16 protein-coding genes and 1 pseudogene are annotated in these 19,562 nt (G+C 51.1%); 1 reads left to right on the top strand and 16 read right to left on the bottom strand.

Features of this window, described 5'->3' with window-relative positions; translation table 11 throughout:
• The 5 genes from JSN25_RS16720 to pspE form a co-directional block, all read right to left on the bottom strand.
• On the bottom strand, window positions 1-1,940 hold a 1,940-nt coding region (locus JSN25_RS16720; protein ID WP_325168712.1), incomplete at its 3' end, for a glycosyl hydrolase family 18 protein.
• A gap of 217 nt (window positions 1,941-2,157) precedes the next feature.
• On the bottom strand, window positions 2,158-3,699 hold the full coding sequence (gene tyrR, locus JSN25_RS16725) for a transcriptional regulator TyrR (protein WP_038640886.1): 1,542 nt from the start codon (window positions 3,697-3,699) through the stop codon (window positions 2,158-2,160).
• Window positions 3,700-3,845: 146 nt separating this feature from the next.
• A complete protein-coding gene (locus JSN25_RS16730; RefSeq protein ID WP_087856139.1) occupies window positions 3,846-4,907 on the bottom strand; it encodes a YcjF family protein in 1,062 nt (353 codons plus the stop codon).
• Window positions 4,904-6,301, bottom strand: coding sequence for a YcjX family GTP-binding protein (locus tag JSN25_RS16735; protein WP_069324996.1), 1,398 nt, complete (start codon window positions 6,299-6,301; stop codon window positions 4,904-4,906). Before JSN25_RS16735 ends, JSN25_RS16730 begins: the two co-directional genes overlap by 4 nt.
• Before the next feature lie 142 nt (window positions 6,302-6,443).
• The gene (pspE, locus tag JSN25_RS16740) at window positions 6,444-6,761 is read right to left on the bottom strand and encodes a thiosulfate sulfurtransferase PspE (RefSeq protein WP_137347861.1); all 318 of its coding nucleotides are present in this window, start codon (window positions 6,759-6,761) and stop codon (window positions 6,444-6,446) included.
• A 230-nt stretch (window positions 6,762-6,991) separates the two neighbouring features.
• On the opposite strand from pspE, the gene JSN25_RS16745 reads away from it, so the two are divergent.
• Complete coding sequence (locus JSN25_RS16745; RefSeq protein WP_038640893.1) at window positions 6,992-8,002, top strand: LacI family DNA-binding transcriptional regulator; 1,011 nt, start codon at window positions 6,992-6,994, stop codon at window positions 8,000-8,002.
• A 31-nt stretch (window positions 8,003-8,033) separates the two neighbouring features.
• Here the strand turns inward: JSN25_RS16745 and JSN25_RS16750 are convergent, their stop codons facing one another.
• The 11 genes and pseudogenes from JSN25_RS16750 to JSN25_RS16800 all read right to left on the bottom strand — a co-directional run.
• A complete protein-coding gene (locus JSN25_RS16750) occupies window positions 8,034-8,939 on the bottom strand; it encodes an OmpG family monomeric porin (protein ID WP_204525158.1) in 906 nt (301 codons plus the stop codon).
• A gap of 65 nt (window positions 8,940-9,004) precedes the next feature.
• Window positions 9,005-10,087 carry an ABC transporter ATP-binding protein gene (locus JSN25_RS16755; protein ID WP_038640897.1) on the bottom strand — a complete coding sequence of 361 codons (1,083 nt, stop codon included), beginning with the start codon at window positions 10,085-10,087 and terminating at the stop codon, window positions 9,005-9,007.
• Window positions 10,088-10,097: 10 nt separating this feature from the next.
• Complete coding sequence (pgmB, locus tag JSN25_RS16760) at window positions 10,098-10,766, bottom strand: beta-phosphoglucomutase (RefSeq protein ID WP_038640899.1); 669 nt, start codon at window positions 10,764-10,766, stop codon at window positions 10,098-10,100.
• Window positions 10,763-13,039 carry a glycoside hydrolase family 65 protein gene (locus JSN25_RS16765; RefSeq protein ID WP_199952032.1) on the bottom strand — a complete coding sequence of 759 codons (2,277 nt, stop codon included), beginning with the start codon at window positions 13,037-13,039 and terminating at the stop codon, window positions 10,763-10,765. The genes pgmB and JSN25_RS16765 overlap by 4 nt, the downstream gene beginning before the upstream one ends.
• Window positions 13,036-14,091 (bottom strand): D-glucoside 3-dehydrogenase, encoded by a 1,056-nt coding sequence (locus tag JSN25_RS16770; RefSeq protein WP_137351428.1) that lies wholly within the window; start codon window positions 14,089-14,091, stop codon window positions 13,036-13,038. The genes JSN25_RS16765 and JSN25_RS16770 overlap by 4 nt, the downstream gene beginning before the upstream one ends.
• A gap of 10 nt (window positions 14,092-14,101) precedes the next feature.
• Complete coding sequence (locus JSN25_RS16775; RefSeq protein ID WP_038640905.1) at window positions 14,102-14,890, bottom strand: 3-dehydro-D-guloside 4-epimerase; 789 nt, start codon at window positions 14,888-14,890, stop codon at window positions 14,102-14,104.
• 16 nt (window positions 14,891-14,906) lie between these two features.
• Window positions 14,907-15,959: a D-guloside 3-dehydrogenase gene (locus tag JSN25_RS16780; RefSeq protein WP_069324992.1), complete on the bottom strand. Its 1,053-nt coding sequence runs from the start codon at window positions 15,957-15,959 to the stop codon at window positions 14,907-14,909.
• Window positions 15,960-15,986: 27 nt separating this feature from the next.
• Window positions 15,987-16,829: a carbohydrate ABC transporter permease gene (locus JSN25_RS16785; protein WP_038640909.1), complete on the bottom strand. Its 843-nt coding sequence runs from the start codon at window positions 16,827-16,829 to the stop codon at window positions 15,987-15,989.
• Window positions 16,816-17,697: a carbohydrate ABC transporter permease gene (locus JSN25_RS16790; protein WP_204525159.1), complete on the bottom strand. Its 882-nt coding sequence runs from the start codon at window positions 17,695-17,697 to the stop codon at window positions 16,816-16,818. The genes JSN25_RS16785 and JSN25_RS16790 overlap by 14 nt, the downstream gene beginning before the upstream one ends.
• A gap of 20 nt (window positions 17,698-17,717) precedes the next feature.
• The gene (locus tag JSN25_RS16795) at window positions 17,718-19,010 is read right to left on the bottom strand and encodes an ABC transporter substrate-binding protein (protein WP_038640911.1); all 1,293 of its coding nucleotides are present in this window, start codon (window positions 19,008-19,010) and stop codon (window positions 17,718-17,720) included.
• Window positions 19,011-19,023: 13 nt separating this feature from the next.
• Window positions 19,024-19,562, bottom strand: a pseudogene (locus tag JSN25_RS16800) (sugar phosphorylase); the annotation flags it as partial.

Here is a 19,562-nt window from a genome sequence, read left to right on the forward strand (position 1 = left end):
TTGCCGTATTTACCGAAATAGTACGGCTCACCAACGGCATCAATATTCCAGCCATCATGTTGCAATGTAACGGTATACTCCCCACTCTCAATACTGGCAGTATTTTGCGTCCATTTTAATTCCGGGTTAGATTTCGATTTGTCAACATTGATGTCTTTGATTTCCGTCTCTGCCGGTGTCTCATCGCTATGGGTAAACGGTGCAAACACTTCGCTGAAGGCGTATTGCGGTGCCTGAGATTCCGTTAACCCACTGTGTTCCGGCGAGACCTGACCGGCAACGCCCGGCTGATCACGCATCATCGACCACATACCAATCATGCCCATATCGCGATCTTTGGCATCATCCATCACCAGGTTAGCATCCGACAGATAGAACACTTCGCCCTGCACGTCGTTGTAGCCGTTCATCGGCGTAACGCCCATCATGGCGTTGATCTCGTCATCGCTCTTATCGGTGAATATCTGTTTTAACTGGCTTGACAGGTTTTCTATAGCTGAGGTTGCACATTTGCCATGAATATTCTGCCCTTCCGTACCGTCGGACTGACAGATACTGCTGCCGTAGTCCATCGCCATCACGTTTACGCCCGCCAGATTTACACCTTTGGCCTTCGCATCGTTCAGTACATACAGACCGTCATCGGTCAGACCGGTAGGCAGAATAGGCAACGTGTACCAGATCCCTACGCTACGACCTTCAGCTTTCCATTGATCCTGCGCAGCCTTAACGGCTTCGTTACGGCGGTTAATGGAGTCATGGTCGGCAACCCAGGTCCCTTCGATATCGAAGTCCAGCACGTTCAGGTTGAGGTTTTCAACGATGTCATAATAGTGTTGCTGCAGTTGTGATACGTCGGTACAGGCTGCCGCCAACGGCGAGTTGTTGGCGCCACCGATGGAGACCATGATATCTCCGCCTGCTTCACGCAGCGCTTTAATTTTACTGTACTGCGTGTAGTCATTAATGTTGTAGGCCGTGCCCCAGGTTGGCAGACAGGTATCAGCATCCTTCGCCACCACAAAGGCCATGGTGAAGTGGGTCACATTCTGGTTTTTGGCAAGACTGGCAAGGTCTGGCAGCGAGTTCAGGGTATAGTCGACATACGGCGCGTAGACATGAGCAGGCCATGCAGATGAAGGTGTCCCGACCATTGCTTTAGTGCCGGACCAGTCAATATAAATTTTCCACGGATTGGTATCGGCTGGCGTGACTTTCTGGACTTTAGCCTGGGAAACATAGTTTTCGCCGTTATATCGAATGAGTGTCCCGCTTTCATACAGCGTTGAAGAATTAAATTCAGGCGCATTATTGAGTTGATCCGTCGTATAAGTTACGACAGCACCCAGCGGTTTCCACGGGCGACCATTGGTGCCAGACGGGTTCTGGTTTGCCTCCAGGGAAGGATCATCGCCAATGGTATAAAAGAGCGCCTCATATTCCTGGCCATCTTTCTGAACTTTATCGCCTTTATTGTACGTCGTGGTTGCCGACCACTGCGCGACTTCCGCATACACTTCCCATGGATTGGCTGCGCCCGGCGTGAAACCGTATGCGCTCTGTGCGGTAGAAGTCTGCCAGGTCGCACCGTTGTAGGTAACAATATCATTGGCACTGTAGGCATTTGCGCTACTGTAGTCCGGATAGGTTACCGTACCGCCGCCAGTGTCGCAGGTTGTCGGGTTACCGTATTCTGCGATTTCTGCAGCGGTTGCATCACGTTCAAAACGCCAGGGATTATTAGCTTCGTCATCTGAGGCATTTCCCGGACAATCTGAAGCGCCAACCCACCAGGCATTGGTATAGACGCCGCTGTCATAAATAACTTCGTAAGGGCCGGTTCCTTCTTGTCCACTCCAGGCTTCAAGAGCCAATACGGGTGCTGCGACGCATAATGCGCCCATTCCAATTATTGTTTTGGTAAATATATTAAGTTTCATAATCATCCCTTATTAATAATCGCATTATTCAAAATGCGGTTAATTGTAAGAGGAATGCGGAATGAGTGAAATGAATAGCAACTACAGGGATAATTAATTAAGAATGAGGGATACTGGTCACATGAGTATTAACATTCAATATAAATACATTAAAATAAATTAATAATATGAACAAATAAAAAATGCCAACCCCATAATCAGGATTGGCAATAATACTTTATTCTTCACTTTTCTTTTGATTCAAACCATACTCGCGTAACTTGTTAGCGATCGCAGTATGTGAAACACCAAGCCGTTTGGCCAGTTTACGCGTGCTGGGGTAATTCATATACAACTGCGTCAGCACAGAGCGTTCAAAGCGGCTGGTAATTTCATCCAGCGAGCCTTCCATCACCTCTTCTCCGACCGCAACCGTTGCCGCATCGTAATCTGGCAATAATATATCCTGTGGCCGCAACTCATATCCCTCTAACTGGGTCAACGCCCGATAGATGGCATTTTTAAGCTGGCGCACGTTACCTGGCCAACCGTAGCGGGTTAATACCGTACTGAGATCGGCGGACAGTTTCGGACGCGGTACGCCCTGTTCGTCGGCAAAACGCGCCACAAACAGTTCGGTGAGCGGCATGATATCTTGCGGACAATCGCGCAGCGGCGGCAGGTTGAGGGTCAGCACGTTCAGACGATAATACAGATCTTCGCGGAACAAACCTTTCTGCACCAGCTCCACCAGGTTCTTTTGCGTGGCGCAAATCACACGTACATCGACATGGACTTCATGATCTTCGCCAACCCGGCGGAAGGTCCCGTCATTGAGGAAACGCAACAATTTGGTCTGCATGCTCGGCGACATTTCGCCAATCTCATCCAGCAGCACCGAGCCGCCGTTAGCCTGCTCGAAGAACCCTTTTTTACCTTCCCCTGCGTGACCAAACAGCTCGCTTTCGACCGCGTCTTCAGGGATCGACGCACAGTTCAGCGCCAGATACGGCTTCGCCGCACGCGGGCTCGCCAGATGACAGGCATGGGCAAAGAGATCCTTACCCGTACCGGTATTACCGGTGATCAGCAGCGGTGCGCTCAGCGTCGCCAGCTTACGGGCCTGTTCTACGACATGCTTCATTTTGGCGCTGACGGCAATAATCTGGCTAAACGCGCTCAGATCCTGCGTGGTCATATTTTGCAACTGACGCCCCATCCGGATGGTGGAACGCAGCATGACGACGGCTCCCGTCAGCATTTGCTCCTGATTTTCACCCTGCAAATGAACGGGCGTAATTTCCATCAGGAAATTCTGTCCGTTAATCACGACATGCTCGCTATGTGAATCCTGCGGATTGCTTTCGAGCCAGCGCTGGAAGTTAAAACCATTGATTAACTGGGCGGCAGTATGATTACGCATCCGCTCCTGAGAGTGAGCAAAAAGCTGACAGCTCGCAGGGTTCGCCATCTCAATTTTGCTTTTCATATCCAGAGAAAGAACGGGTTCAGGCAATGCCTCGAGCAGCGCACTCAGCGCCAGATGTTCCCGTTCGGAAGGCATCCAGGGGACGGTACGTACATCCGTAACTCCTGAAATACGGCGGATTTCAGCCATCAGACTACTGAAGTTGGTGAACTCCAGCTCCGCAAAATTAAGGTAAATTCGCCCGATGGGGTCAATCTCGATACCGCGTAAATCAATGCTTCTTAGCACCAGTAAATCGAGCAATTCGCGGGTCAGACCAAGTCGGTCTTCACAAAAGACTTCCAAACGCATAGGAACCTTCACCTGGACAAGAGATTATGTGTTAAATGATAAGACAGTATTTGGTTTGCAGGAAGAACTCTGTCAACAAATATTGACAGCACGCTGGAAAATTGGGCGCCGCGGCGTAAAGTTATACCATCGACGCCCTGTTCCAGTTAACTTTCACGCGGAGATTTGTTCTTTTGTAAGGTCTCTTTGACCTGACCAATCAACTGGCGGCGAAAATCCCCAAGTCGTGGTTTATCGTCATCGATCCACGGGAGCGGACGGCAGAGTTCCATCGCTTTAATACCCAGACGCGCCGTTAACAGCCCGGCACCAATACCCTGCGCAGCACGTGTGGATAAGCGCGCGGCCAGATCTTGCGACATCCAGTCCATACCAACCTCGCGGACCAATTCGCTGGCGCCGGCAAAGGCGATATTCAGCAGCACCAGCCGGAACAGACGCAGACGACTGTAATACCCGAGCTCAATGCCATACAACGAGGCAATACGATTAATCAGCCGCAGATTGCGCCAGGCGATAAATGCCATATCCACCAGCGCCAGTGGGCTGACGGCAATCATCAGTGTGGACTCCGCCGCAGAACGACTGATCTCACGTCGCGCCTGCGCGTCCAGCACCGGTTGCACAAGATGGGCATACAGGCTGACGATTTCACGATCGTTTTGCGTTTCGTGGATAGAGGCATACCAGCGCTGTAACGCCGGATGGGACTGATCAATACCCGCCTGCTGCGCCAGCTTTTCACAAAATGCGCGGCCTTTTCCTGTTCCGTGGCTATGAAGCAGGTCTCGCGCTTCATCACGTTCATGCGCTCGCTGGCGCAAACGCCACAACCTGCGCCACTCGGTCGCCACTGAACCCACGCCTGCGCCGACGATCAGCGCGCCCGCGGCGCACCCTCCCAGCGCGACCCAGTCCTGAGTCTGCCAGGCATTCATGGTCCACTGTACGCCCTGTGCGACAACACTCACACCAAACAGCGCCAGCCCGCCCATCACCATTTTGCGCCACAAACTGCGTTTAGGACGCAAGGCAGCATCAATCACCGCTTCTGCCTGACCTTCGTCTTCCAGAGGCTCATCCAGTGTCGCCGGAGCAAAGGTCTGCGCTTCCGTTTCATTGAACATTTGCTGCGCTTTAAACGCCGTGTTTTGTTCCACGTCCAGCGGACCTGAAAAATCGATACGCGGTTTTAACGGCTCGCTCATCGCAATTTATCTCCTATTAAAAACTCCAGCGCGGCATCAAGACGGATATGCGGTAAGGGTTTATCAACATCCATCACCTGCGGGCGAAATGCTTCAAACTGAAATCCCTGGCTGTCCCAGAATGCCTGCCCTGGCAGTCGTGCGGGCACTTCACCAGGATAGACGGTCAGCGGTTCGCCATCGCTCAGGCGATTGCCACGCAGCGCCGGGATCTTTTCGCCTTTCACATCAATCAGGCCGCTGGTGGTTGCCTGTACCGATGCCAGGCCCAGACAATCCATGCTAATACCTTCGAACGCGGCGTTTTGCCAGGCATCCTGAATCAGTTGCTGGAGCAACGACACCATATTGGCGTGCTGATCGACCGTGACATGGTCAGCTTTGGTGGCGGCAAATAACAGTTTGTCGATCACCGGAGAGAACAGCCGACGAAACAGCGTACGCTGCCCATAGTGGAAGCTTTGCATCAATTGAGTCAGCGCCAGACGCATATCATTGAACGCCTGTGGCCCGCTGTTGAGCGGTTGCAGGCAATCCACCAGTACAATTTGGCGATCAAAACGCAGGAAGTGATTCTTATAAAAGCCCTTCACAACCTTTTCGCAATAGTAATTAAACCGCTCGCGCAACATGCCTGCGTTGGTGTGTTTGTCCGCCTGCGCCAGCTTAGATTCGCCGTATTCTTCCACATCCGGCCACGGGAAGAATTGCAGCGCGGGCGCACCCGCCATATCTCCCGGCAGGACAAAGCGTCCTGGTTGAATAAAATGCAGTCCCTGCTGTTTGCACTGATGCAAATACTCCGTCCACGCGGCGGCAATTTCCGCCAGACGGTTTTCATCAGCAGGGGCCAGCGGATCCAGCCCCTGGCATAGCTGTCGCCATCTGGCCGACCATTCGCCCCGCTGACCTTGCAATAATCCGGTCATTTGCCGCGACCAGCTCAGGTAATCCTGCGCCAGCATCGGTAGATCGAGCAGCCACTCGCCCGGATAATCGACGATTTCCAGGTATAGCGTGGAGGTGTCTTTGAAGTGGCGCAGCAAAGAGTCATTGGACTTGTAGCGCAGCGCCAGGCGAATTTCGCTCACCCCGCGCGTCGGTGTCGGCCAGGCTGGCGGAGAACCATACAGCTGAGCCAGTCCCTCATCATAGGTAAAACGCGGAATGCCAAAATCACGTTGAGGAACCCGTTTAACGCCGAGCAGACGTTCTTCGCGCACGCAGCTGAGCAACGGCAGACGCGCACCGGCATGAATATTGAGTAACTGGTTTACCATCGCGGTGATGAACGCCGTCTTACCGCTACGGCTAAGCCCGGTGACAGCCAGGCGCAAATGCCGATCTACGCCGCGATTAACCAGCGAATTGAGTTCATTTTTAAGTCGCTTCATCGCCATCCCGTTATGCTGAAGGAACCGAAGAAATTATAACAAACAGGAAGTAAAGATAGGGGTCAATTCTTATTTATCAACTACCTGAGCGGTGTCAGACGGCATTATTCCTGCCGCCTGTTACAGAAGATATACGGATGGTTTAGTTATTCTCTACTTTTGGCAGCGCGATCTGGTTGATTCCACCTTCATTCGTCACCTGCGTGTAGCCCATTTCAACGAGCATATCCTTCGCCTGCCCCGACTGACGCCCAGAGTTGCAATACAACTTCACGGTGTCGGTCTTATCAGGCACTTCTGTTGCGATACGCGCCTTCATCTCTTTTAACGGAATATTGACGGCCCCCTGAATATGCTGCTGTTGGTATTGCTCAGGAACACGAACATCAATCCAGTGTTCGGCAGCATAAACCGGCATGCCAATGACCAGTACCAACGCTAATACGCCTTTTTTAAACATAATATCTTCCTGATCGATAGTTGGATTTCACTACAACACTATACGCCAGTTCTTAAGAAAATATTGCGTCTGCATTATCATCGTACACACCAGCAGATCGCATTGTTCTTCAGGTAACACATTGTGCGGTGTGTCTTTTGATTTTTCTGTCAGCATTCTGTGATTGTTGTCATTCGGCATTGAACTCCATAATATGTCCGCCATTGACTCTCGGACGGAGCTTGGGATCTATGTCTCCTACCATTTATGATATTGCACGAGCCGCTGGCGTATCAAAATCCACGGTATCGCGCGTGCTGAATAAGCAAACCAACATCTCGCCGGAAGCGCTGGAAAAAGTGCTGCGCGCTATTGATGAGTTACAGTATCAGCCCAATAAACTGGCTCGGGCGCTCACCTCTTCCGGCTTTGACGCAATAATGGTGATATCAACCCGTTCTGCCAAAACAACCGCCGGTAATCCCTTTTTCTCTGAAGTGCTGCATGCTATTACGGCCAAAGCCGAAGAAGTCGGTTTTGATGTCATATTACAGACGTCGCGAAGCACCGAAGATGATTTACAAAAATGTGAGAGTAAAATTAAGCAAAAATTGATCAAAGGCATCATTATGCTGAGTTCTCCCGCCGATGAATCTTTTTTTGCAAGACTGGATAAATATAACGTCCCGGTCGTGGTTATTGGTAAAGTGGAAGGAGAATACGCCAATGTGTATTCTGTAGACACTGATAACTATCGTGACAGCATCACACTGACAAATGCGCTTATTGAGAGCGGCCACAGTAATATTGCCTGTTTACATGCCCCGCTTGACGTTCATGTTTCCATCGATCGCGTCAACGGGTATAAAGCCAGTCTTCAGGCACATAATATTCAAATACGCGATGAGTGGATTATTGATGGGGGTTATACTCATGAGACCGCCCTGCTCGCTTCGCGGAAATTACTGAGTCAACAACCGTTACCCGACGCAGTATTTGCCACCGACAGTTTAAAGTTAATGAGTTTATATCGCGTGGCGGCTGAGAAAAATATCGCCATTCCGCAACAGCTTGCCGTTGTAGGCTACAGTAATGAACTGCTGTCATTTATGCTGACACCCGTGCCGGGAGGCATTGATGTCCCAACTCAGCAGCTCGGCGAACAAAGCTGTAATTTATTATTTAATCTGATTGCCGGTGAGAAAGGATTGCAGAACATCACCGTGGGTACGCAAATATCGTTGGCCGACTCACTGGTGTAAAAACAGGGGCATAACAATGCCCCTGCACATTTTAGAATGCGTAATTCACACCAATCCCCGCATAATGGAATCTGTCGCTTTCACCTTCGTCGTGATCTTCCCATTCATATGCATATTCCAGTGACATTGATAAACCATTCTGGAAATCATAAGCATACAGTAAACCAAGCCGATTGAAATCATGCCCTTCACGTTCCGGATCATCCTGCCAGTCCCAGTTCGTCCAGCGGTCGAGGCCAATACGGGTGTACGGCGTCAGGGTGGTATTGCCGAAAGACAACGGTAAGTAAGCACGAATTTCCTGGGTTGAGAACTCACCATTATTACGCGAGTCCGCCAGATTAAAACCGCGTTCGAGATAATAGTTGACCGTTAAGCCCACCGTTTCGTTGAAGGTATAATTCAGACCGGTTTCGCTTTCAACGCGGCTATCTGAGTAACCTGTGGTACTCAAGTCATTGACGAATTGATACATTGCCAGCCAGCCGCTAAAATGCAAATCGTCGCTAAGTTTAATATCCCAGTCCGGCTGAACTTTCCAGCGCTGCATATTGGCAGTGTCTTTTCCTGGTTCATTAACATAGTGATAGCCGTAATTACGGAAACCACCGGTCAGGCCGAAATTAACATCCTCGCTTTCGAGGAATTGATAGCGAACTTCCAGTTCCGGGCGATCAAACCAGGTACCGCGTTTCCCCTCGCTGTAATCAACCGGACCTTCCTGATAATAGGCCACAGATATTTTCCATGGTCCATTGGACGCATTAAAATAGACTGACGGCTCAGCCAGTCCATCCATATCTTCGCCCTGACCTTCAACGTTTTCTATTTCGTACATGGCACCGATATTAAAGCGCCAGTCATTTTTTTCAGCGGCCTGCGCACAGGCCACTCCTGCGCTCATAATCAGCGCAGTAGCGGACAGTAGGGTTTTCATTATTATTCCTTGTTAAAATACTCTAAAAAAAACACCAAGATTCGGGGGGTTATCCCCCCGGAATTTTATTGAATAGCCACTTCAGTTTCAGCATCAAAGAAATGGCATTTCGCCATATCAAAATGAATAGTGATATTTTCTCCTGCGTGATAATCATTCACTGCCCCAGCACGGACCACTAACTCATGCCCCCCAACGATGGTATAAAGCATAAACTCAGCGCCTGTTAATTCTGCGACGCTAATTTTTGCTGATACATTATTTTCATTATTAGGCTGCGGATGTATGTCTTCAGGACGAATACCCAGCGTAACGGCCTGATGCTCATAACCCTGCGCTTTTAGCTGTGCTAATTTATTTTCGGGAATGGTTAACTTCAGCGTTTCGGTAACGAATTTATTACCATCAATCGCGCCACGAATAAAATTCATGGCCGGCGACCCAATAAATCCGGCGACGAACATATTTGCCGGGTGGTTATACACCGTTTTCGGTGCGCCAACCTGTTGAACAATGCCATCCTTCATAATCACAATACGCGTCGCCATCGTCATGGCTTCGGTTTGATCATGGGTAACATATATCATGGTGGTATTCAGTTTCTGATGCAGTTTGCTAATTTCTGCCCGCATCTGCACGCGAAGTTTGGCATCGAGATTCGATAAAGGCTCATCCATCAGGAAGACCCCCGCCTCACGAACAATCGCACGTCCCAGCGCCACGCGCTGACGCTGACCGCCGGATAACGCGCCAGGTTTACGCTGCAGATAATCGCGCAGGCCAAGGATTTGCGCCGCCCAGTTAACGCGCTCCTCGATCACCGCCGGAGCAATTTTCTGCATCTTCAGGCCAAACGCCATATTGTCATAGACGGTCATGTGCGGGTACAACGCATAGTTCTGAAAAACCATCGCAATATTGCGCGATTTCGCCGGCACATCATTCATCCGTTTACCGTCAATCAGCAGATCGCCGCCGCTGATCTCTTCCAGGCCGGCGATCATGCGCAACGTCGTAGACTTCCCGCAACCGGAAGGCCCAACAAAAACAATAAACTCTTTGTCTTCGATTTCCAGATTGAAGTCTTTAACGACGTGCACCTGGTTGTCGTAAATTTTTTGAATATGTTGCAACGAAAGCTGTGCCATGTTGAATCCTTTACTTGTCGTGTTGCCAGAAAGCCGATAAGCACGGCCACGTCAGAAATTCGGTTGAAGGGAGCTGCAAGTTTGCCCCGTTCAGCCCCGTACCGATGCCAACAGAGCGCATGCCGCAGGCGTTGATCGCATCAACGCCTGCTTGAGCATCTTCTATGCCAATGCACTGCTGCGGGTCAACGCCAAGACCCGCACAGGCAGCCAGAAAAATCTCCGGATCCGGTTTCGAACGGGTAATCAGCGCCGCATCCGCACAAAAGTCAAAACAAGCGCTAAGATCAAGCGCCTGTAAAATAGTGGGCGCATTGAGCGACACTGAGGCCAGCCCCACCGGAATCCGCTCTTCCCGTAATGTCATTAACAGTTCGCGAATCCCCGGCAATACCGAGTTAACCGTTAACTGGCGCAAAGAATGGACATACAGACGATTTTTTCTCTCAGCCAATTGTGCGCAAGTCTCGGGAGTAAACTCCCCCGCCTTTCCGCCGTGGTGCAAAATACGCTGCAGTGACTCGCCACGACTAATCCCTTTCAGGCTGTCATTAAATGCTTCGTCAATCGCAATCCCTATTTCGTCGGCTACCTGCCGCCACGCCAGGAAATGCAGATGCGCGGTATCGGTAATCACGCCATCCAAATCAAAAATGATGGCCTGTGGTTTGAGTATCATTCATCGTCCCTTTTTGTGGTAGCGGTCCCATAAATAGACGTAATAATACCGTCATAGGTAATCGCTGACGCCCCCTGGACGGCGATCTTTTCGCCATTAACCCACAAGGTAATACGCTCAGTACTGCTAATGCGGATCTCTGCTTTATTGATAGTCACGTGCATATCAACGCCCTGCCAACGCAGTGGGAAAGAGAGAGTTTGCCAATGGTCAGGCAATGCAGGGGCAAGATGTAACTCCCCGTGGCGAACATTCACGCCAGCAAATCCCTGAATTGCGCCCAGCCAGATGGCCCCCGTCGCCGCTGCGTGAATACCGTCATCACAGCTATGTGGATCGTCTCCGAGATCGATAAGCGATCCTTCACGCCAGAAGCGATACCCCTGCTCTGAATCCCCACAACGCGCAGCCACAATCCCATGGATAGCCTTACTCAAAGACGAGTCATGAATGGTGCGCGGCTCGTAAAAGCGCAAGTTCGCCAGACAGGTTTGCGGGTTGAATTGCTCCGGCAGCATATAGGTCAGCATCACCACATCGGCCTGTTTGAGAATTTGCATCTCATTGACCTCTGCGCGGGAGTAATCGAGCAAAATCGTCTGCTTGCCCGCTTTCGCTTTGTAACTGGACAGATCGATAACCGGTTTGCTCAGGAAGGTGTCGTCCTGAGGTAACACGCCATCAGACAACGCTTCCGGTCGCCACAGATGGCGTAAAAAATGCTCAGCACGGTGAATAAAGGTCTCATCGCTACAGCCCAGGCGACGCGCAAAACCGAGCGCCTGCTCCACGTTGTACCAGGCCATGTAGTTGGTGAACGCATTGTTGTTCACATGCTCTGTGTATTCATCCGGGCCAATTACATTGTGGATCTCTAAACGGTCATTAACCATAACGGCTCTGCTGATCCAGAACTTCGCTGTTTCCAGAAGCAGCGTTATACCTTCACGGGACATAAAGTTCATATCCCCGGTGGCATGCCAGTAATTAATCACCGCCCAGGCTATATCCGCCACGAGATGATGCTCAGCCTGTGCGGAGGCCACTTTCTGCCGCAGCCCGGTACGGATGTTGATCGCCGCGAATTCAGGCGTCTCCTCCTCACCGCTGCGCGCGCTCTCCCAGGGAAACAGCGCCCCCTGCCAACCGTTGCGGCGGGCTTTCTCACGCGCGCCCGACAAATTATGCCAGCGGTAACGTAATAAACTTCTTGCTGTTTTCGGCTCGGTGAAGAGATGGAACGGTAACAGAAAGACCTCGGTATCCCAGAAAACGTGGCCTTTATATCCTTCGCCTGTCAGACCTTTCGCCGCAATACTGCTGCGCTCATCGTGATCTGGCGTCATTACACGCAAATGATAGAGCGCATAATCCAGCGCTCGCTGATCGCTCATATCATTACTGGTGACCTGAACGCGACGGCTTTGCCACCAGGCATGCCAGTTAGCGGTCGACTCCGCCAGCAGCGCATCGTATCCCTGCTGGGCGCACGCTTCCAGATTACGTAGCGACTGGCGTGCCCAGGTTTCCAGCGACAGGCTGCGCTCGCTCGCCCAGTCGATCCAGCTAATTTTCGTCAGCGTAACGCGTTGTCCGGTTTTCGCCTGCACGCTATTGTGTTGTAACAACCGACGTTCTTTGGCGGTGAAGCAGCGCTGCGCCGCACCGTCTACGTCGCAAAACGTCGCGATCGCGATATCGTTGCGATTGTCCTGGGTGGTGTAAATGCCTTGCAGCAGATGCTGACCAAATACCCGGACCTGCGTTTCATCCAGATGCTGACGTCCATGATTGGTGATCGTGGCATCAATCCCGGTTGAGATGCCAATGCTCGCATCACCATCCAGCGGGGTAACGGCAACTTCCATAGCAAACAGCGGCAGTTTTTGCGCCGAGACAAACCGCCGGCTCTCAATAGCGAAACGTGCGCCGCCGGGCGCTCGCCAGACCAGGGTACGGCGTAATTCTCCGCTGGCAAAATCCAGTTCACGGTGCCAGCGCTCAATCACACCGCTGGTTAGCGAGAAAATCTCACCATTAAGCGCGATCTCCACGCCCACCACATCAGGCAGATTAACCAGTTCATTAATTTCACCTTTCCCCGCCCGGTGATACAGTCCCGCCAGATACATGCCGCGAGTTTGTAAGGTGTAGGCTTCTTCGTGGCTGGCGCGAATCCCCATATAGCCGTTGCCAAGCGTCATCAGCGACGCATATTTGTTGAGGCTGTGTGGGCAAAAAGCCGGTTCGGTTAGCATTACTGGCTTCGTCATAAGTCTACATATGTTCCTGTTTCAGCCGATTCATACAGTGCGGCAACCAGTTGTTGAATAACGACGCCCTGCTCTGCGTCCGCAATAGCGACAGGCTCGCCCTGAACGTGATTCACGAAGGCCTCCATGCTGCGAAAATGACGATTGTCATCGGCTATTTCGCGCTGGAACAGCACGTCCAGTGTCCCGTCACGATCGGTATAGACCTGCGCCGGAAATAAGGTCGCCCCGGCAAGATCGCCGCAGAAATTGACGTTCATAATCGATTGTTCAGGAATATTCAGCGCGAAAGAGGTCTCAAGACGCAGGATCCCACCGTTATGAAATTCGATCGTGCCGAACAGAGAATCCTCAACGGTGTACGTCTCGGGATCCCATGCCCCGAACTGGCCGCTGCTCTTACGTGTGCCAATACGCTGATAGCTGTGCGCGTTAACACGCTTTACCGCCGGGAAGCCCAACACATACATCGCGGCATCAAGCATATGGATACCGATATCAATCAGCGGCCCACCGCCCTGCAGTTCCTTGTTGGTAAAAACACCCCAGCCGGGTACGCCGCAGCGACGCAAAGCGCGGACATTAGTGACATAGATTTCGCCCAGCGCGCCTGCCATCACCTGTTCGCGAAGCAACTGGGTATCCAGTGCGAAACGATGGTGAAAATCATATGCCAGTACTTTTCCCATCCGCCGCGCCGTTTTACACATCTCCAGCGCCTCGTCTGGCGTCATGGCCGGGGGCTTTTCGCACATCACATGACAGCCAGCGTTCAGCGCCAACATGGTGTGTTCATAATGAAAACGATTGGGCGAACAGATGCTGACGATATCTGGCTTTGCTTCGCGTAACATCGTCTGCGGATCGTCCCAAACCTGCGGATTACCGTATTTCTCTGCCAGCACCTGCGCCTGTGACAGGCGGCTGTCACAGACAGCCACCAGTTCCAGATCGTTGCGGGTGCAGTAGTACGAAGCATGAACTTTATCCGCTACCTGCCCGGCGCCGATAATGGCGACACGTAGCGGAGCGCTTGTCAGTGCACTTTTCACGGAAATCCTCTTAGCAGGTACGCAGCCAGGCCAGCGACTGACGGTATGCTTCCGGCAGGTTCTCCGCCCGTACCCGTCCTTCATACACTACGTAACCCTGATAATTATCTTCCCGCAGTTGGTCAAACAGCGCAGAGAAATCCAGCGTACCGCTCCCCGGCTGATAACGATGGTTATCCGCAATATGCACGTGACCCAGCAGATCGCGATTATCGTGCAGCGCCTGCGCCATATCGTCTTCTTCGATATTCATGTGGTAAAAATCACCAATGATTTGCACATGCTTCAGGTTGTTTTCCACGATATAGCGGCGAGCATCCGCCAGGGTGTTGATCATATGATCCTGATAGCGATTGAGCGGCTCGAGATACACCACCGTGCCCGTACGTTCAGCGACTTTATCGAGATAAATCAATGAATCACTGACGGCTTTGCGATCGCCTTCCAGGCTACGCGGAGAGGTCATCGGCGGTAGGCGGAAGGTAAACATGCCCCAGGCGGCAGGGACAATAATCCCTTGCCCGCCGACTTCGGCCAGCGCTTCAAGAATGCGGGTGATCTGCTGTAAACCATTCAAACGACGTTCTTCGATAAAATCACCGATCCAACCGTCATAGCCCCCGCAGGCGGTGGTCACGGGCAGACCTGTTTCTTTGATCGCCGCTTTCACTTCCTCAAGATTGTTGACCAGCAATTTGCCGTCAATTTCAAAACCATCAAAACCCATCTCTTTGATGTAACGGAATTTCTCGAGAATATTTTCCGGGAAAAAAGCCTGATTCTGTGTTCCGATTTTCATTTTCTGCATTCCTTAATTAAAACGTCACGCCCATTTTGATGCTTTGTTCCGGATGGCGATCGACATACTGCATATAGCTTTCCGGGCTGCTGGCGAAGGTAACTACCGGGTCGATAAGCTCTTCACAGTTCAGATAACCATTCATCAACAGCTCCCAGCAGGTCTCCTCAATGCGCTTGCGATTCCAGCGTGGATAATCTGGATTTGGTTCACTGCAGGCGCGGGAGAAGACAATTTTGGCGTTGTTGAAATGCGCTTCACGGCCCAGATTGAACCCTTCTGCAAAAGGTTTTGCGAAGGCGACATAGGAGATGGTGCCCCCGTAGGCCAGACCGCGTAACGCTGATTGCAGCGCATCCGCATAGCCGCTGGTTTCGATGATCACATCCGCGCCCTGTTTGCCGGTCAGCTTTTTAATTTCCATGCCCACGTCAGTGCCAATCGGGTCCAGACAGAAATCAGCCCCATGGCGACGCGCGATATCACAACGATGGGCAATCGGATCCACGCCAATCACCACTGACGCTCCCGCTTTCTTAGCCAGTTGCACGGCGATCTGGCCAATTGCCCCTAACCCGACGATGACCACAAAGTCACCGACGCGCACATTGGCATCACGCACACCGCTCATAGCGAACTGTGCAGGGTCATAGCACACAGCATTTTTCCACGAACTGCCTTCCGGCATTTTGCGCAGTTTGTAGTTGTTCACGGCATTAAAGATGACCGTTTCTGCCAGTGGACCATATCCGCAGACAGAGTCGCCGACAGCGTAATCGGTCACATCGCTACCACACTCAATGACATCGCCCACAACCATGTTGCCAAGCTGGAACTTACCGAACTCGATTCCGCGCGGCGCCCCTTCCGGACGCGGCATAAACATTTGCCATTCGCCGTTAAAATCTTCATCAATAAACGGACTGGCAGCGCGGAAATCGACTACTTCAGTGCCATGTTTGGGTGCGCCAAAACGTACGCGGACTTTCACTTCATTGGCGGATACCGCTCTGTCTTCATATTCCACCAGCGCTGCAACACGCGGTTCGGTGGCAACTAACTTCTTCATTTACAACTCCTTAATTAAACTGGCCGCTTAGCCTTTCACGCCGCCTGCGGTCAAACCACTCTTAATAAAACGTTCGGAAAGCGCATACATAATGACCACCGGCAATGCGGTGACCAACGATGCGGCCATCATGCGTCCCCAGATATAGTCAGGCGTACTGAACAGCGCGTTCAGACCGACCGGTAAGGTAAAATTGCTGGCGCTGGAGAGGAAAATCGAGGCAAACAGATAGTCATTCCACGCGACCATAAAGCAGTACACAAAGACCGAAACCAGACCAGACATGGCCAACGGCACGGTGATGCGAAAGATAATTTGCAGACGATTTAATCCATCCATCATCGCGGCTTCTTCTATCTCATCCGGAATGGTGTCGAAGTAGCTTTTCAACATGAACACGGCTGTCGGCAGCGTTTGGGTCACCATGGTGATAATCAACGCCATTTCGGTGTCATAAATGCCGAGGGCCGTAATGATTTTGAACAACGGCACCACCAGCAAAATCCCCGAGAACATGTACACCGTGTAAAAGCTGGCGTTGATGGTCATCCGTCCCTTAAAACGCAGGCGGGACAGCGCATACGCTCCGAGGACGCCGAGAAACACCGCCACCACAGATGACGAGACCGATACCACCAGGCTATTACGGAAGTAGTCAACAAACGGGAAGATCATCGGGTTGAAAATGTCGATGTAATGTTCCAGCGTCCATTGCTGAGGTAACAGCGTGGGATGCAGTGAAATCGCCTCTTTTGCGCTTTTAAATGAGGTCATCAGCATCACAAAAAACGGAAATAACGTGATACCGAGGAAGACAATTAATCCACAGTAAAAGCCGATGCGGCCAAGCGTGCGCTTATTTGTTGCCATTGAGGTTCACCCGTTTTCTGGTCAGCAGGATAACAGCGAAAATGATGACGAAAAGAACGACAGAAATTGCGGCCGCTTTACCCAGGTCATTGAATGCAAAAGCCGTTTTATAGAGATAGACCCCGAGAATATCGACTTTGGTGGTCAGCAGATAAACATCGGCGAACATATAGAACATCCAGATCGTACGCAGCGTGACTACGGTCGCCAGCACCGGCATGATCGCTGGCAGCGTGACGATACGAAACCGTTGCCAGGCGTTCGCGCCATCCATTTCCGCCGCCTCATACAACGATTTATCAATAGTCTGCAAAATCGCCAGAAATGAGATAAAGGCATACGGGAAGTAGCGCCAGATGGCGAAAAGTACAACCAGTGCGAAGCTGCTGCCGGGATTGTCGAACCACAGCGGCGCCTGATCGTACAGATGCAGCAGATCCACGCCGAGGTAGTTCACAATGCCGTAGCCGTTGTTGAACATGTATTTCCAGGCAAACACCAGCGAAATTGATGGCGTTACGTAAGAGAGGATCACCAGCGAGCGCGCCGTTTTTCGCAGACGAAACTCACGGTTAAAAAACATCGCCACTCCCAGCCCCAGCACCGTGCTCCCGGCAACAACCAGCGCGGTATACCAGACCGTCATCCACAGCGAATGCCAGAATCCGGGATCGGTTAAGATACGGATATAGTTGCTCAAGCCGACAAATGTTGACTCAATTTGTGGATTAAGCGGCAGACGCATAAAGCTGATTTCGATGTTAGATATCATCGGCCATGCGACTAAACCACCCAGCAAGAGCAAGCTGGGCGCCAGCAGCAGCATGGCAAATGGCATATCCGATCGACCTGAGAAGAACTTTTTCATCACGGCTTTCCATTTCCCCATTAGCGCTGTTCAACAAGGTCATCCAGTTTGGTCTGGCTTGCCTTCATCGTCGTTGAAAGATCGGCTTTTCCTACCGTGACGTTGTGCACCATGGTGCTTATGACACCGGAACCCGTAACGTCGCCCATGCGGGTAAAGTTCTTATCGCCGACTGCGCCAAACACCTGAATATTCGGCAGTTCGGCAATCAGTTGATCGGGTAATTCACCCAGTGCTTTAATAACGGGGTTATCTTTCCACGTTGCGGTATTCACCACTGCTTTATTGACCGGGAGCGCAGCGCCAGGGGACATCATCACCCAGTCAGCAATGTTGTCGGCCTGCTCCATAAAGGTGACAAATTTTTCTGCGGCTTCTGTCTCTTCGGTTTTTTGACCTGCGGTTATGGTCAGCGATGTCAACATGCCGTAGACGGCAGACGTTTTTTCCGTCGGAACCATAAAGCCAACATTTTTAGGATCCCCCTCCTTAATCACCGCCGGGAGGATATAGGTGGAATAAATAGCCATCGGCGCAGTGCCGTTCATGAAAGCGTCTTTGACCTCCATGATGTCGTTAGATCCCGGCATGGTATTCATCGCAAGCTGGCGGTAATACTGCAACGCCTGGGCCATCTCCGGCGTGTCGAGCGTGATCTTTCCCTGCGCATCGAAAACGTTAGCCTGGTTAGAGAGCGCGAACTGAGAGAAGGACTGTTCGGTCAATACGCTTTCCGCCGTAGGTAGCGCAATACCATATTTTTTACTGCCCGGATCGTTTAACTTCTGCGCCACTTCGAGCAGTTGCTGCCAGTCTTTCGGCTCTTCCAGCCCTGCTTTTGCCAGTGCATCTTTGCGATACCAGACCCCGCCAATCCAGGCGCTAACCGGTACCCCGGTCCATGCAGAGCCATCTTCGGTACGCACAATACGCAGTACGCCATCATAAAACGCGTCTTCACCCACACTGTTGATGACCTGCGCCACCGCTTTGCGATCGATAAGCGATTCTTTGTCCATGACTTTCGCGTAGTCATGGCTGGTTTCAATGACTTCAGGAAGTGAACCGCTACGTGCGAGGGTAATCACTTTGGTGTTGTAAGCATCCTCTTCAACAGGAACCTGTTTGACGCTGATACCGGGGTTCTCTTTTTCAAAGCGCTCAATCAGTTTGGCAATAACCGCCTGCCGCTCCTGTTCTACAGAAGAGTGCATAAATTCAATCGCGACAGAGGATTTTTTATCATCCTTACACCCGGAAACCAGGGCGCAGGACACCAGTGCTGAAATCAGCACAATTTTAGCTTTAAGCATGGAATGTTCCTTTTTATTTCTTAATCCACATAACCTGCCAGGCGTGTAACGTTAATTCCTTACCCGAAATACTTTCTTCGCTAATCAAATCAAATCCATTTTCAATATCAATATTAATGGTTTGTGTCTGAGCGCTGATATTAAATAAACCAGTAATTTCTTCGCCTGTCTCTGCCGTACGTTTAATTTGCATAACGGCCGGTGTAACACTGTTAATCTTAAAATCACTATCAGGATGGAATGCTTTGTTATTACGCCGCAGAACAATTAATCGGGATAACTCATGGTAAATGGCGTGACGCAAACAAGTTTCATCGGCCAGTTCCGTTTCTATTTGTCTTATATGATATTTTTTACGGTTGATCGCCCGGTTATAACCCAGTTTCTCCACACCTTCATAGTCATTGCGCGATCCGAGGATACTTTGAATATAAATCGCTGGCACACCAGGAAAACTCAACAAAATGGCATGGGCAAGTATAAAGCGGGAAAATCTTTCAGCATCACTGCTATTACCCGGCGTTAACGCATCCATATAGGTTACGTTAATTT

The organism is Citrobacter cronae (assembly GCF_016893685.1).
Classification (GTDB): Bacteria; Pseudomonadota; Gammaproteobacteria; order Enterobacterales; family Enterobacteriaceae; genus Citrobacter; species Citrobacter werkmanii.